Annotated in this window: 11 protein-coding genes; 5 read left to right on the top strand and 6 right to left on the bottom strand. The window is 49.8% G+C overall.

Going from position 1 to position 12,756, the window contains the following annotated elements; genetic code table 11:
* Positions 1 to 34: 34 nt before the first annotated feature.
* Positions 35 to 988 (top strand): hypothetical protein, encoded by a 954-nt coding sequence (locus ACJJI5_RS05495; protein ID WP_444896180.1) that lies wholly within the window; start codon positions 35 to 37, stop codon positions 986 to 988.
* 376 nt (positions 989 to 1,364) lie between these two features.
* On the opposite strand, the gene ACJJI5_RS05490 is transcribed toward ACJJI5_RS05495, so the two are convergent.
* Both ACJJI5_RS05490 and ACJJI5_RS05485 read right to left on the bottom strand, forming a co-directional pair.
* A complete protein-coding gene (locus tag ACJJI5_RS05490; protein ID WP_445355744.1) occupies positions 1,365 to 1,871 on the bottom strand; it encodes a hypothetical protein in 507 nt (168 codons plus the stop codon).
* Between the two features lie 282 nt (positions 1,872 to 2,153).
* Positions 2,154 to 3,659, bottom strand: a complete 1,506-nt coding sequence (locus tag ACJJI5_RS05485; protein WP_445355743.1) for an MFS transporter — start codon at positions 3,657 to 3,659, stop codon at positions 2,154 to 2,156.
* 28 nt (positions 3,660 to 3,687) lie between these two features.
* Here ACJJI5_RS05485 and ACJJI5_RS05480 point away from each other — a divergent pair, with 28 nt between their 5' ends.
* Positions 3,688 to 4,122 carry a helix-turn-helix domain-containing protein gene (locus tag ACJJI5_RS05480; protein ID WP_282931385.1) on the top strand — a complete coding sequence of 145 codons (435 nt, stop codon included), beginning with the start codon at positions 3,688 to 3,690 and terminating at the stop codon, positions 4,120 to 4,122.
* 20 nt (positions 4,123 to 4,142) lie between these two features.
* Here ACJJI5_RS05480 and cueO read toward each other — a convergent pair whose 3' ends face one another.
* The gene (gene cueO / locus ACJJI5_RS05475) at positions 4,143 to 5,714 is read right to left on the bottom strand and encodes a multicopper oxidase CueO (RefSeq protein ID WP_444896177.1); all 1,572 of its coding nucleotides are present in this window, start codon (positions 5,712 to 5,714) and stop codon (positions 4,143 to 4,145) included.
* Positions 5,715 to 5,950: 236 nt separating this feature from the next.
* Here cueO and ACJJI5_RS05470 point away from each other — a divergent pair, with 236 nt between their 5' ends.
* The 3 genes from ACJJI5_RS05470 (at position 5,951) to ACJJI5_RS05460 (ending at position 8,933) form a co-directional block, all read left to right on the top strand.
* Positions 5,951 to 6,685 (top strand): tetratricopeptide repeat protein, encoded by a 735-nt coding sequence (locus ACJJI5_RS05470; protein WP_445355742.1) that lies wholly within the window; start codon positions 5,951 to 5,953, stop codon positions 6,683 to 6,685.
* Positions 6,686 to 6,697: 12 nt separating this feature from the next.
* Positions 6,698 to 7,231: an endonuclease V gene (locus tag ACJJI5_RS05465; protein ID WP_445356303.1), complete on the top strand. Its 534-nt coding sequence runs from the start codon at positions 6,698 to 6,700 to the stop codon at positions 7,229 to 7,231.
* Between the two features lie 343 nt (positions 7,232 to 7,574).
* On the top strand, positions 7,575 to 8,933 hold the full coding sequence (locus ACJJI5_RS05460; RefSeq protein ID WP_445355741.1) for a hypothetical protein: 1,359 nt from the start codon (positions 7,575 to 7,577) through the stop codon (positions 8,931 to 8,933).
* Between the two features lie 1,051 nt (positions 8,934 to 9,984).
* Here the strand turns inward: ACJJI5_RS05460 and cas6e are convergent.
* From cas6e to cas7e, 3 genes are read right to left on the bottom strand one after another with little or no spacing between them, the layout of a single operon-like run.
* Complete coding sequence (cas6e, locus tag ACJJI5_RS05455) at positions 9,985 to 10,755, bottom strand: type I-E CRISPR-associated protein Cas6/Cse3/CasE (RefSeq protein WP_445355740.1); 771 nt, start codon at positions 10,753 to 10,755, stop codon at positions 9,985 to 9,987.
* 10 nt (positions 10,756 to 10,765) lie between these two features.
* On the bottom strand, positions 10,766 to 11,524 hold the full coding sequence (cas5e, locus tag ACJJI5_RS05450) for a type I-E CRISPR-associated protein Cas5/CasD (RefSeq protein WP_445355739.1): 759 nt from the start codon (positions 11,522 to 11,524) through the stop codon (positions 10,766 to 10,768).
* An 8-nt stretch (positions 11,525 to 11,532) separates the two neighbouring features.
* Positions 11,533 to 12,609, bottom strand: a complete 1,077-nt coding sequence (gene cas7e, locus ACJJI5_RS05445) for a type I-E CRISPR-associated protein Cas7/Cse4/CasC (RefSeq protein ID WP_445355738.1) — start codon at positions 12,607 to 12,609, stop codon at positions 11,533 to 11,535.
* Positions 12,610 to 12,756: the final 147 nt, after the last annotated feature.

The following is a 12,756-nucleotide window of genomic DNA, read 5'->3' as shown; positions in this document are numbered from 1 at the left end:
AGAGCTCAGATTAGTTCAACAAAGGGAGATCTTTGTGAAGCCTTACCCTATCCTTTTTTCATCCACAATTCTGTTGTTAGGTACTATTAGCCACGCGGACACAAGTACTACCACTGTAGAGCAATACGGCGATAGCAATCTGGCAACAGCCGAGCAAGCCGACTCAACCATTGAAAATAACTTAATAGAACAAATGCAAACGGGTAGTTCCAACTCTGCCGAAGCGATGCAATCTGTGAATTCATCTTTGGGCTACATACTTCAAATGCAAACTGGAGACAGTAACAGCGCCATCGCCAGTCAAGAAGAAAGCACTTCAACCACGGTGCAAGTTGTGCAATTGGGTGATAATCAGACCGCACTCAGTACCCAGATACTTACCACTACGACTAATGGGGAAATCTATCAGGAGGGGCTATTGAATAACGGTAGACTCTTCCAAAGTGACTCCATTGGCAATACAGGCTACTTGTTCCAATCTGGACAAAGTAATATGGGGTTTGTTCGCGCCACCAGTGGTGACTTCCACTCAGGCTCACTTCTCCAAACAGGAACCTTGAATGATGGTGTCCTAATTCAACTACGCGGTACCTTCTATACCTCTACCGTGACACAAAACGGAACAGGAAATGAGGCGACCAGCTTGCAGAACTTTGGCGAGTCCCTTACTAGTGAAGTCACCCAATTAGGTGATGGCAACAATGCCATTCTCTGGCAAATATTCAATGAAAACAGCTACGCCCAAACAAGTCAGATCGGGTCAGACAATATCATTTCCTCTCGACAAGAAGGTGAACTCATGAGCATCACCACCACACAGGAAGGTATGTTTAATGAAGCTGTTGCATTTCAGGAGGGTACTTCGAGTTTCGCCTTATCTCAACAGAATGGGCTGGATAATTTTATTGATATTTCACAGAGTGAAGTCAATGGAAATATATCAGCCAGTCAAGTGGGCAATGGCAATATCGGGATGATATCCCAATAATAGAGATTACGATTTTTAATCGAGAGTTTTGATTGTACTGGGCTTAGGGAGCCTCTGAATAACTCCGTGTTATCTCTGGCTTGCAGAGCGGTTCACAATCAAGGCGCGGCTTTGCAGGAATGTCTAGACCTTTCAAGAAGTCGCAACGCGGAGTGTGAATCGCTCTGCAAGCCCCGAAGGGCGGGCCTTGAAGGCCACAGCTGCTGCGTTGCAGCTCTTACAAAGGACTAGAGCCATTCGCGGCGAGCTGCGCCTAACATCTGCAGCCTTCAAGACCCGCAGAGGCATTACGGAGTTATTCAGAGGCTCCTTAGGAACCGTCCAATCGATAATTGCCCGTTAGCAACTGGCCAGCGGGCAATTGTTAAACTCTTGCTTAAGATGCAAACACCCTAAGACGTCCCTCACGCTTCTCCTCGCTAAAGTCACAGCTGGTCAATCTAAACATCAACACATACTCGGAAAGGCAACGAGTATCGTGAATATCTCCTGGTAAGAACGCACTACAGTCACCGGGCTTCATTTGATAACAGCCACGGCTCACTAGTTGTTCACCATCGTCTTGATTGAGCAAACCATAGGTAGACATCTCCACTTCACCATGTTGCACCGCGTAAAATACCCAGCCATTGCCATGATTATGTGGTGGGCGATAGAGCCCACGAGGCTCCACATGAGCCAGTAAGATAAAACCCTTATCTTCATCCCGATATAACTCTACACTGGGTTCTTGGCGACCGTGTAGATCAGCCAACCATGCTTCATCAGAATTTGATACTGCCAACTTTTCCAGGGCTTCTCGACATCTCACAATTGATGAAGTATCAAGTCCCTGCCAATTCGCTTTAAGTGCTTCAACACACTGTCTCAAAGAATTCGTCACTGATTGGTCCTCCTAAAGCTCTCTCGATGTCTTGTTGAAAATTACTGCGAATCCACAAATTCAAGATACAACTTGAAGCCAGCTTTAAGTCAACCAGATCTGTGCCTGTATTTTTAGCTATTGAGGTAGTGGGTGAAGTGTAAAAGCGTTGGCCTGGAAAATAGGAATAAATCAGGAAATAAAGATGGGTATTAATAGCTCCAGTAGCAATTAATACCCGCGAATGCTCACTAAAACGAAGCACTCGCTAATGGGTTTACTTTATAGCTCTGGAGGTAATCTTTAATTTTGCGCTTTAGAAGCAAGCTTGCTGGCAAGAATAGACACCACCTGTATTGTTAATGCTGTTAACAAGAACACTGATGCCAGGCGATAAACGGCATTGAGGCCGTCCGCTATCTGTGACGGGCTCATGTCTTGCAGGGGCTGGCTGGGTACAAGCCCTACAAAAATAACACTCATCACAGAAGCCCCAGTCAATAAACCCAAGCCTCGTGAAAGGCTGAGAAACCCGGAAATACGCCCACGAACTTCGGCCCGGGCGCTATTCATGGTCATAGTATTAACTGTCGAAAGGTAGGTTCCATAACCCATTGCCATAGTGACGGAAAAAACCAGATAGCCTACCAAGCCCTGCTCCACCCTGAGCAGTCCCATTCCCAAGGCTCCACAAAGCAAAATTACCAGACCCAGTAATACGATACCTCGACTATTGAATCGATCCACGGCTCGACCGGCAAGATTTGAACAAGCAGCCACCATAAATGATCCGGTTGTCATCACCAGCCCTGCGATAAAAAGGTCCAGATCCAGTGCCAGGGTCAAATAAAAAGGCCCTACAATCAGGCTACTCATTACCGATGAAGCCACCAAAAAGTTTCCAGCCACATTCGCCAGGAATGTCTGCTTTCCAGAAGATTCCGTAAATCCTTCACGCAGGGGTTGTACTTTCTGCCTGACATAAAATAACCCCACACCAAATATCACCGATAGAGCGATAGCAATTCCATTAACTGCGGAATATCCCTCTCCCAATGGCTTAATCGCCAGGGTATAAAAAACAATGTTAAAGAACAGGAATGCTGCGGCCAGGTAGCGTTTGAGTCGACTTCTGCCATCAACAACTTCGCCGACTATGTTTTCCGGTAGAGTTCGATATGCCAGAAAAAACACCCCCAATCCCACCGGCACTACCAACCAAAAGATAGCCTGCCAATTCAGGTTTTCGACAATCAAGCCGCCCACAATAGGACCCATACCAGTCCCAACCGCAGACAGGCTGCCCAGTAATCCAATTATCTTTCCCGTTTCACTTTTATCGAAAACGTCGCTGGCAATAGCCATAGACACAGCCACGAACATCGCCGCACCGACCCCTTGTATTGCGCGGAAAAAAACCAGAGTCCAAACATTAAAAGACAGCGCGCAAAGTAATGTCGATAAGGTGAATATCAATCCACCGCTTAGGAACAATTTTCTGCGACCCAGCTTGTCACTGAGGCTTCCGGCAATAGGCAGGGTCGCAGTCATACACATCATGTAGGCCACGGTAATCCATTGAGTATTACTGAAGGAAGCCCCTAAGCTTTCGATTAATACAGGCAGCGCCATATTAATTGCGCTGACTCCCAAGGCTGCGAGCAAGGTCGCCAAACACAAGGTGACCAGGACTCCCCTTTTGGAAACCTGAGCAGCCTCTTGGGAAATTGGGTTTTCGGAATAACTTTTCGCGGTGTGCATAAGCTGAACTTTGACTTGCCAGTAATGACGCGTGAAACTAGCATACAACTTCAAGTGAGCTTGAGGTCAATAAGCGATGAATAACAGGGAAGAACTGGATATACGCGAAGTCTCCAAACTGTCGGGACTCCCCTCTTCCACACTTCGGTATTATGAGGAAAAAGGCCTGATAAAGTCATGTGGTCGTCGGGGAATTACCCGAATTTTTAAAGCCACAGTGATAGAACAGTTATCCCTTATCTCCCTTGGCCGCTACGCCGGTTTTTCCCTGGATGAAATTGGCGAGATGTTTTCCTCTAATGGCAACCCCGCTATCGACAGGGAGCAGCTCCTCGCCAGGGCCGACGATCTGGAAAAGAATATCCGCCGACTCGAAGCTATGCGCGATGGGCTACGCCATGTGGCCAACTGTCCCGAGGTCAATCAGCTGGAGTGCCCCAACTTCCAAAACCTGATCAGGAAAGCTACCAAGCTACAGCATAAGGAAGACAGGAAACAGAAGCGACGCTGACAGAATAGCAGCGAATAAAGTCAGGAGACACTAAACTCTGTCATCATTCCCGAGTCCTCGTGCTCCAAAACATGGCAGTGCACCATATAGGGCATATCCGGTATCGCCGGCAGCGGGAAACGAACAAATATTTCTGCTTTGCCGCCATCGGATATGGGCATCGTATCTTTCCAGCCACGCATATAGAGTGGCGGTTCTGCATTATTGTATTTCGTGACCCGAAACTGGCAGCCGTGGATATGTACCGGGTGTAGCATTCGGTCCTGTCCTTCAGAGATCTCCCAGCGCAAGTCCTTATTCATCGCGACCTTAAATCCGGGCTCGGTAAATGCAAAGGAAACCCCATTAATCGCATTCGCAGTTAGCTGCTCTTTTAACGGCAATGCCGGCCCCTCAGTAATCAGCTTCAATACCTTAGCCACCACATCGGGGTTGGTCGTACCTGCGGCAACCATCTGCGGCAGCCCCGTTGCACCGATCACAGCTTGCGCCTGCTTCTGTCGGTTCATTTGCATCACCAGCTTCTGACTGATTGGTGGCAAGTTTTGGGGGATCTGCGGCAGGGATACCAGGCGCTCCGGCAACTGTCCTTTCCCCTCGGATGTTCCAGGCACCACACTGAGAAAACTGTGGGCCTGATCAAATGGTGGCAGGCGCATTATTGGCTGGGGCACTGGCAGTGTTTGGAAGTCGAAAGGCTTGCCATCGCGGGTATCGATCATTACTTCGTAGCGCTCTCCCGCAGCAATAGGCAGTACATCCACTTTCACTGGTTCCGAGAGAAAACCGCCATCGCTGGCGATCACGTAAAGTGGTCGCTTGTCACTGGTGGCAAGCCGATAGTTGCGCCCGTTGGAGCCATCCAAAATACGAAAGCGCACCCAGCCTTTAGGTGGCCTGACCACCGGATTAATAACGCCATTAACCAGAAGTCGATCCCCACAATAGCCCGCCGCAACCGTCACTTCGTTAAAGCGATGGAAGAACTGACCATTATCGGTAAAGCGGCGATCCTGAATCACTAACGGAATGTCATCCACACCCCACCGCGAAGGTATCGGCAGTGCATCGCCTTCTTCATCGTCGATAATAATCAATCCGGCCAGGCCTTTGAGTACCAACTCGGCGGTTGTCGGGTAGAGGTGGGGATGAAACCACAGGGTAGCGGCGGGCTGGATTATGTTCCAATCTACGGTCCAGGTTTCTCCAGGCTTCAATGGCATATAGGGGCCACCATCGGCATTGCCGGGTACGATCAGTCCATGCCAATGCGCAGTTACATTTTGCGGCAGATGATTGACCACGCTGACGGTTACTTTCTCGCCCTTGCGCACCCGTATCGCCGGACCTAAAAACGGACCATTGAACCCATAAGTACGCGTAGTCACCCCCGGTAGGAAAGACTGCTTGCCCGGGCGCGCTGCCAATTTAATCCGGCCTTGCCTATCTGCACGCAACTCCGGGGGAATCGGTAAAGCCTGACGGCGGCCCTTCTGTGCCTGGGCAGCTTTGGAAGTCGACACCCCTGTTAGTAAGGCCGCCCCCAATGCGCCAGTGGCAAAACAAAATTTCCGTCGCGACAATTGAGCCATGGGTCCACCTCCCTATGCGCCATAGCTCCAAGTGTCTAAGGCACTGGTCATTTTTATCCCCAGAAATCTTAGACGGCTTATTCCCATGGCCCAGTAGTATATTGCGACAACTGTGCACTCAATACAGAGTGGTACCCTGGTGCACAACTCCGTGATCCACAGCCCTTGTGTTCTAAGCGAACTCGGTTAACCTTGCCCTCGAAAAGTTAGTAGTGAAAATAAGAAGAGTAATCCCTATGCCGTTTCTTATTCTATCCATCCTTATTCAGGCAGCTTTTGTAATTCACGTGCTCAAAACTGGGCGCAACACCACTTGGATTTGGGTTCTAGTGATGCTGCCCATGGCCGGAGTTATTGCTTACCTGGTCCTGGAAATTCTGCCGGAAGTAAACCAATCACGCAGTGCCAAAAATGCGCGCAGGACGGTGCGGGAAACTCTAAATCCCAATCGGGATATCCATCAGGCTGCGCAAGAATTGTCCCGTTCCAATAATGTGGAAAACTCTATGCGCATGGCCGATGAATGCGTGAAGCGTGGCCTTTATCACGAGGCAAAAACTCTCTATGAAAAGTGCCTCCAGGGGGTTCATCAGGATGACCCTGAGCTGATGTTAGGGTTGGCACGCTGTCAGTTTGCTCTCAATCTGTTTGAACTGACCAAGGAAACACTGGACCAATTAATCGAAAAGAACCCCGATTTTAAAAATCAGGATGCTCACTTACTTTACGCTCGTACGCTAGCGGCATTGAAACAAGTCAAAGAGGCCTACCACGAGTATGAAACGCTGTACCAATACTACAGTGGACCAGAAGCGATTTTTTACTTTGCTTTATTCTTAAAAGATCAATCCCAGGTGGAAAAGGCCAATGTCTTGTTCAATGAAATCCTTGATAAATCCAAAACACTGGGCAAGCACTACAAAGCGACTCATAAGCAGCTATTAAAGCAGGCAAAACTGGAAGTATCCTGAACCAATCGCAACATTCGACTCAATGGTAAAAAGGCTCCCAATATGATTTTGGCGGTAGATGTAGATTACCGGGACCCTGGAGCAATGGTAGCCGGGGTCGGCTTTGACGATTGGTCAGCTCCTGACCCCGAGCAACTCTATCTCAGTAAAATAGAGAGTACCTTGGCCTATGAGCCCGGTGCTTTCTACAAGCGAGAGCTCCCCTGTATCCTCACCCTAATCGAAGAGCACAAGATAGAAGCAGAACTGATTGTTATCGATGGTTATGTATTTCTCGGAGGGGAACAAAAACCGGGTCTGGGTGCCCATCTCTACTCTACTCTCCAGCAGGAAGTTCCCATCATCGGTGTCGCCAAGAAACCATTTAAGGACACCCCTGTTGAGGCGGAGCTGCTGCGGGGAAAAAGTATAAAACCGCTGTATATCAGCAGCCTCGGTCTCCCTTTGCCGGAAGCCAAAAAATTGGTGAAAAAGATGCATGGAGACCACCGTATCCCCACTTTATTGAAACGCGTGGACCGCGAGTGTCGAAAGTCCCCACGATAATTCCCGAGAGAATGAAAGGCAGTTATCGCCGCCATTTCCCAGTCACATCCCTGGGACTTTCTTCCTACATTTTCAATACTTATTTCTCATATCCTACCCCTTCGATGCCAGCAATAATTTTTCTATTCGGCGGGAAATAGCTACTGAAAGTAAAAGCTACCTGGCATCCGTTTATCCCATAGGGATAATTTGGCGCTTAGATAGACGGCTAGCAGTAGCTAAGATCCCATACTGATGTATTCGGCTCGTAGTTTTTGATGTCCACTTGTGAAGTACGAGTGAACGATATTCATTAGCAGCCCCGAATGGGCTCCTTGGAAGTTTTGTAGTAAAGGAGTTACTCATGAAGTTATGCGCCAGTATTGCAACACTCGCACTGGTTGCCTTTAGCGGCAATGCGCTGGGTACCAACTCTACCGACTTGGAACAAATCGGTTCAGGTAACTCAGCAAATTCCGATCAAACTGAAGCGGGTTTCGGCAATACTATTATCAAACGCCAAATAGGTGATACTAATACCGCTACCGCCACTCAAAGTGGCGGTGTTATTAACAGTAGTATTCAGAGTTCCCAGATCGGCAGTCAAAACGAGACCACGATATCTCAATCCGGTGGTGCTTCTCTAAGCGCAACCAATACACAAATCGGATCGCAAAATACTTCCGAGATCACCCAAGAACTCTCTCTCGACAGCCAGGTATCTATTCTGCAACTCGGTACCTCCAACGCTTCCACTATCGAACAGCGCTTTGGCAGCGGTAATACCATTACCAATATCCAGGACGGAGACAGTCACTTTTTTATTGGTCGCCAGGAAGCCAGTGCTAACGGCAGCATTTTTGTATTCCAGGACGGCGAAAGGCAAAGTGCCGTGGTAGAGGAAACCGCAGGCAATATAGGCAGTTCCGTTTTAATCTTCCAGTTTGATCGGGACGACTTTGCCACCGCCAGCCTGGTTGCCACAATCGATGGCACCTTGGACATACTGCAGGATGGCAGCGATATCTATGGCGGGCTCGCACAATTTGCCAGTGTCAGCAGCAGTATGACCTTACGGCAAACAAACAATCGCCACTTCGCCTTTGCAACCCAAGTAGACAGTCTGTTCAATGACCTTCTGATTATCCAAAGGCTCGGCGATGCCAATATCACCTCGATTACCCAAACCGGTGCCTTTAATACCCTTGAGTTGCGCCAAAATGGTGGGGGCAACAACGCGGCTTTAGAACAATCTGCACTGAGTAGCAGTATCGATGTACGCCAGACCGGTACCACCAACCAGATTACGGGTTCCCAGCTGGGTGCCGAATTCAACACCATGAACAGCGAACAGTTCCTGATTGATAATGTGGTTGTTATTAATCAAGGCGGCTTCCTGATCAGCGCGACCAATGAACAAACCGGGTTGCAGAATGTTGCCAATATCGAGCAGGCTGGAACAGAGGTAGATATATTCACCCGTCAATTGGGTTTCGATAACCGGGCAACGTTCGAACAGGCTGGTGAGTCTCTTTCAATAAGCTCCCGACAATTTGGCGATAGTAATAACATCACCATCACCCAGAGCGGTGACTCCAACTCAGCCTTTAGCCTGCAAATTGGTAACAATCACACCAAGGAAATTACTCAGACAGGTTCTAATGGCCGCGCTTTTAACTTCCAGATCGGCGGCGAGAGTAATACCGGCGTAATCATCCAATAATTTCAGCCAAAATTCAGAAGCCCCCGGTAATACACTGCGGGGCTTTCGATTGCGAAATCTACAGGAAAAAGAAGAAGGGAAAAGTCGTTGTGCAGCCCCGCGAGAGCGGGGAACAACTAGGATGCACTCCGACAACTTCTCCATCGTCGGTTTATCCCCGAGTATTCAGGGAACACCTTGCGCAGAGCACAAAGGCTATGCCTTATCCGGTTTACCCCTGTACAAACAGGGAACAGTCGCGCAAAAGGAGCGCGATCATAGCACACCCTCATTACATCCCCGAGCCTTCGGGGAAACATTTTCAGAACTAATGTCCGTGCGCTATCGGCTACGGTCCAACCCCGCCCAGCGGGGGAACAAACTCAGGTGTCGGCACAACCCAACCCCACACTCGGTTTACCCCCGCAGCAGCGGGGAATAGCCCGAATCATTACCGTGCAGCTTTGACGATTTTCCACGGTTTAACCCCGCCTCGGCGGGGAACAGCCTCAGTTAAGATCGCCTTATTGCGCAATTACCGGTGCAACTCCGCTTATGCGGAGAACCTATTCGGAAAGGAGTGTATAACAGGATACCCTCCGGTTTAGCCCCGTATATACGGGGAACAGTATGAAGCTGGTTTGACCATCATCTCACCGGTCGATTTATCTCCGCTGATGCGGGGAACTCTCTAAATATGCCTATTTGCTATCCGCTAAAGCCTTAGTATCGTTGCCAGCACTTTTGAATTCCAGCCCTAGGGAGCCTCTGAATAACTCCATGATACCTTTGGCATGCAGAGCGGTTCACAATCAAGGCGCGGCTTCGCAGGAATGTCTAGACCTTTCAAGAAGTCGCAACGCGGAGTGTGAATCGCTCTGCAAGCCCCGAAGGGCGAGCCTTGAAGGCCGCATCTGCTGCGTTGCAGCTCTTGCAAAGGGCTACGGCCATTCGCGGCGAGCTGCGCCTAACATCTGCAGCCTTCAAGACCCGCAGAGGCATTACGGAGTTATTCAGAGGCCCCCTAGCTCTTCAAACACTTCCAGCTGTATAACAATTCTATTTATCCCAATCAGATTCGACGGATTAACATCAATCCACAACCAAATGCTTTGGCCGGCCCCATACCCGCAAAAATATTTTTTATAAATAATTCGGGTTCAGTAACCAAAAGCTCTCCCCGGTAATCCACAGAACTGAAACCAGCACCGCGCTGCTTTTTATGTAACAAATTCCAACGATACCCATTGCAGTGAAGCTTTGGTGGGTAAATATCAAATCCGAGGCGCGTCCCCCGGTGAATTAACCAGCTGCGGGCGGCAGTCTGGCTGACATCGTGTAACCGGGTTTCAATCTGCCCCTGGTCAAACTGCTCCGGCTTTTCCTGTACCAAGCTCTGCTTCAGCTGCCCTTTGCCACCTTCAACAGGTAAACCATGCAATTCGCACTGCTCCCGCAACCAATGGTATTGAGCATCCATCAGCACATCGTGCCGCTTGCCGCGCTTTTGCCCTTCGGTTTTACGAGCCACAGTAGGGTTCGCCCGTAAGCGGAATGCCAGCCGATCGCCGGGGTTTAAGCGGGGGTCGAAGATTTTAGTCTCTACCAAAAATATCGGATTATCCTGCGCAGGCCGGACTTTTGACAGCAGGTAATACACCGGTAGATTGCGTTTGCTAAGTAACTGTTCCCGCGAGGATTCCTCACGAAATAAAAAGCGCTCATCACCCTCAAAAAGATCCCACAAGATTTGATGGATACCGTAGCTGTTCTCGCTGAGCAATCGGGCCAGCTGCTTCTGCACCGCTAGCGAGGGAGATAGTTGAACTCTGGATAAATACATAGCCGCTCCCTTATGACTGCCAGAGATTTTCAATACGCGGCTGGAACTGCCAGCGCTTGCGAGATAGGGGCTGATCGAGACGGCTGAGCCGCTGTACAGATCCTGCTGAAAACACTCCATCTTCCGCAGAGAAATCATCCAAGCTACCCTCCCAGTAGTAACGACAACTCTCTTCAGTGGGCAACCAGCGCTCCTGCCGGGCCCATTCCGGTTGGTAATCCAGCAACTCCGGGGATTCATAATGATCCAGGGCGCTGCGGAAATTATCCGCACCGATCACCCGTGCGGCAGTGGGGGCTGAAAGTGGAAATGCTTTTCGCCCTAGGTAGAGGTGATACTTTGGCCGGGCCAGGGCTTCACACAATTCCGCCAGAGTCCAGTTAGCCTCTTCACAGGATCTCAGGGCCACTATCGCCTGCGCATCCACCAGATACTCCCTGCGGGATAACAGGGTTCCCAGACGCGCTTTCCCTACAATCAGCTCATCCCGGCGCGTATGATAGCGGCGCTTGCCAGCGGAATCTGGGACCTGCACCGTGTGGAAATCCTTTAGCAAAGTGCCGACATTCAGCACCTTCACCGCCTGGCGATATTGCCGGGCCAGGCTCTGGTGTAAGTCCTCTCGCTCCCGGGGTATCCCCAGTGCCGCACCAAATAGTCCCGCGATAGCAGATTTACCCGGGTAGTGTGCGCTGTGGCGGGACTCTCCCACAGCTACTTCCCCCCAGGAAGCCATGGCACCGTAAAGACGAAATACTAGGTATTCCATAGCGCCACCTATTCGCTGACAAAGGCTAAAAGTTCCTCGATATTACCTTCGCCAGTTACAGCATTGAGAACATAGCGGCTATCAGCACAATCCCCGTACACCTTATCGAAACTCTGCAATTGCTTTTGCAGTGCATCAATAGCGTCATGGGCGTAATCCTCGCTATAGCGATCAACCGGCTTCAGGTAGGCCGCAGAGAGAGAGCGCGGTTGCTGGTCACCGGCTTCGGCCACGACATAAGAGGCATAGGCACGGCTGGCATAGCTGTTTTGTTTACCGCTGGGAGAAACTTTAAGGATTGTCTCAGTCAGCGCAGCTACAGCTCGATCGGCCAGGGGTTTATCCCCGCCCAGGTTTTCAATGAGCAGCTCTTTGTTAATGCAGATATAGGAATAAAATAATCCCGCAGCAAAACCCGCCTCCCCCAAGTGAGCGGCACCGGCATCCTCGCTGCGATCATTCAGGTCATCTACCGCAGTAAAGTAATCATCTTCAATCACTACAGAGTGAGCCGAGAGCGCATGGGCTACCTGGCACGCAGCTTCAACGTTATAGGTAGGCTTGGAAGCGAGCATGCGGCCAAACAAGGCGATATCCACCGCCATATTTTCCTTGCGCAATAAATCCAACTCCGCCTTCTCCGGCTCACGCCCCTCTTCTGCCAAGGTTTTCAGTAGTGCATTGATTCCATTTTGCTCGGCACTACTGAGGTGAACTAACTGCTCGATTTCCAAGTCAGCCAGAGGGTTATCTTTTTCCGGCTTTTTTAACTTACCGAATTGCTCGGCAATTTTCTGGGCCCACAATTTGGCCTTTTTTTCAGAGACGCCCAGCTCCAATAAAGTCTCATAGGCCAGTACCCCCTGACGCTTGGTTCTGGTACCAATGAGGCTATCCTTCTGCTCCGCTGCCAATACCTGCTGGAACAACTCCGACGTTCGCCAGTGACGCTTAAGGCTCTGGGAGGAAATTCGCAGGCGATCAACACCTCCCATCTTCGCTGTTTTTGGCCGCCCCAAGTCATCCCGATTCAGGTTCGCAGGGGGATAGGCGGTCAATACATGCAATTGAATAAAGCGGCTCATAAATCTCTCCTTGTTGCGACCGTCAGGCCATCACATTACTTCGATTCATTTCTCAGGTATCTGATTAACAGTCACTGTCAATCGGTCTGGCTTTGCTCTGTGCTTAGTGTTGTTATGGGAATAGTATTTAAAATATTTTTAGGCCCC

Source organism: Microbulbifer maximicatervae (SeqCode) (assembly GCF_052467955.1).
This window is presented reverse-complemented; position numbering and strand designations above follow the sequence as displayed.

Excerpts from the sequence above, each read along its gene's own strand:
- cas5e (WP_445355739.1), bottom strand. The coding sequence starts at position 11,524 with ATGGAATACCTAGTATTTCGTCTTTACGGTGCCATGGCTTCCTGGGGG.
- ACJJI5_RS05460 (WP_445355741.1), top strand. The coding sequence starts at position 7,575 with ATGAAGTTATGCGCCAGTATTGCAACACTCGCACTGGTTGCCTTTAGC.
- cas6e (WP_445355740.1), bottom strand. The coding sequence starts at position 10,755 with ATGTATTTATCCAGAGTTCAACTATCTCCCTCGCTAGCGGTGCAGAAG.
- ACJJI5_RS05480 (WP_282931385.1), top strand. The coding sequence starts at position 3,688 with ATGAATAACAGGGAAGAACTGGATATACGCGAAGTCTCCAAACTGTCG.
- ACJJI5_RS05470 (WP_445355742.1), top strand. The coding sequence starts at position 5,951 with ATGCCGTTTCTTATTCTATCCATCCTTATTCAGGCAGCTTTTGTAATT.
- cueO (WP_444896177.1), bottom strand. The coding sequence starts at position 5,714 with ATGGCTCAATTGTCGCGACGGAAATTTTGTTTTGCCACTGGCGCATTG.
- cas7e (WP_445355738.1), bottom strand. The coding sequence starts at position 12,609 with ATGAGCCGCTTTATTCAATTGCATGTATTGACCGCCTATCCCCCTGCG.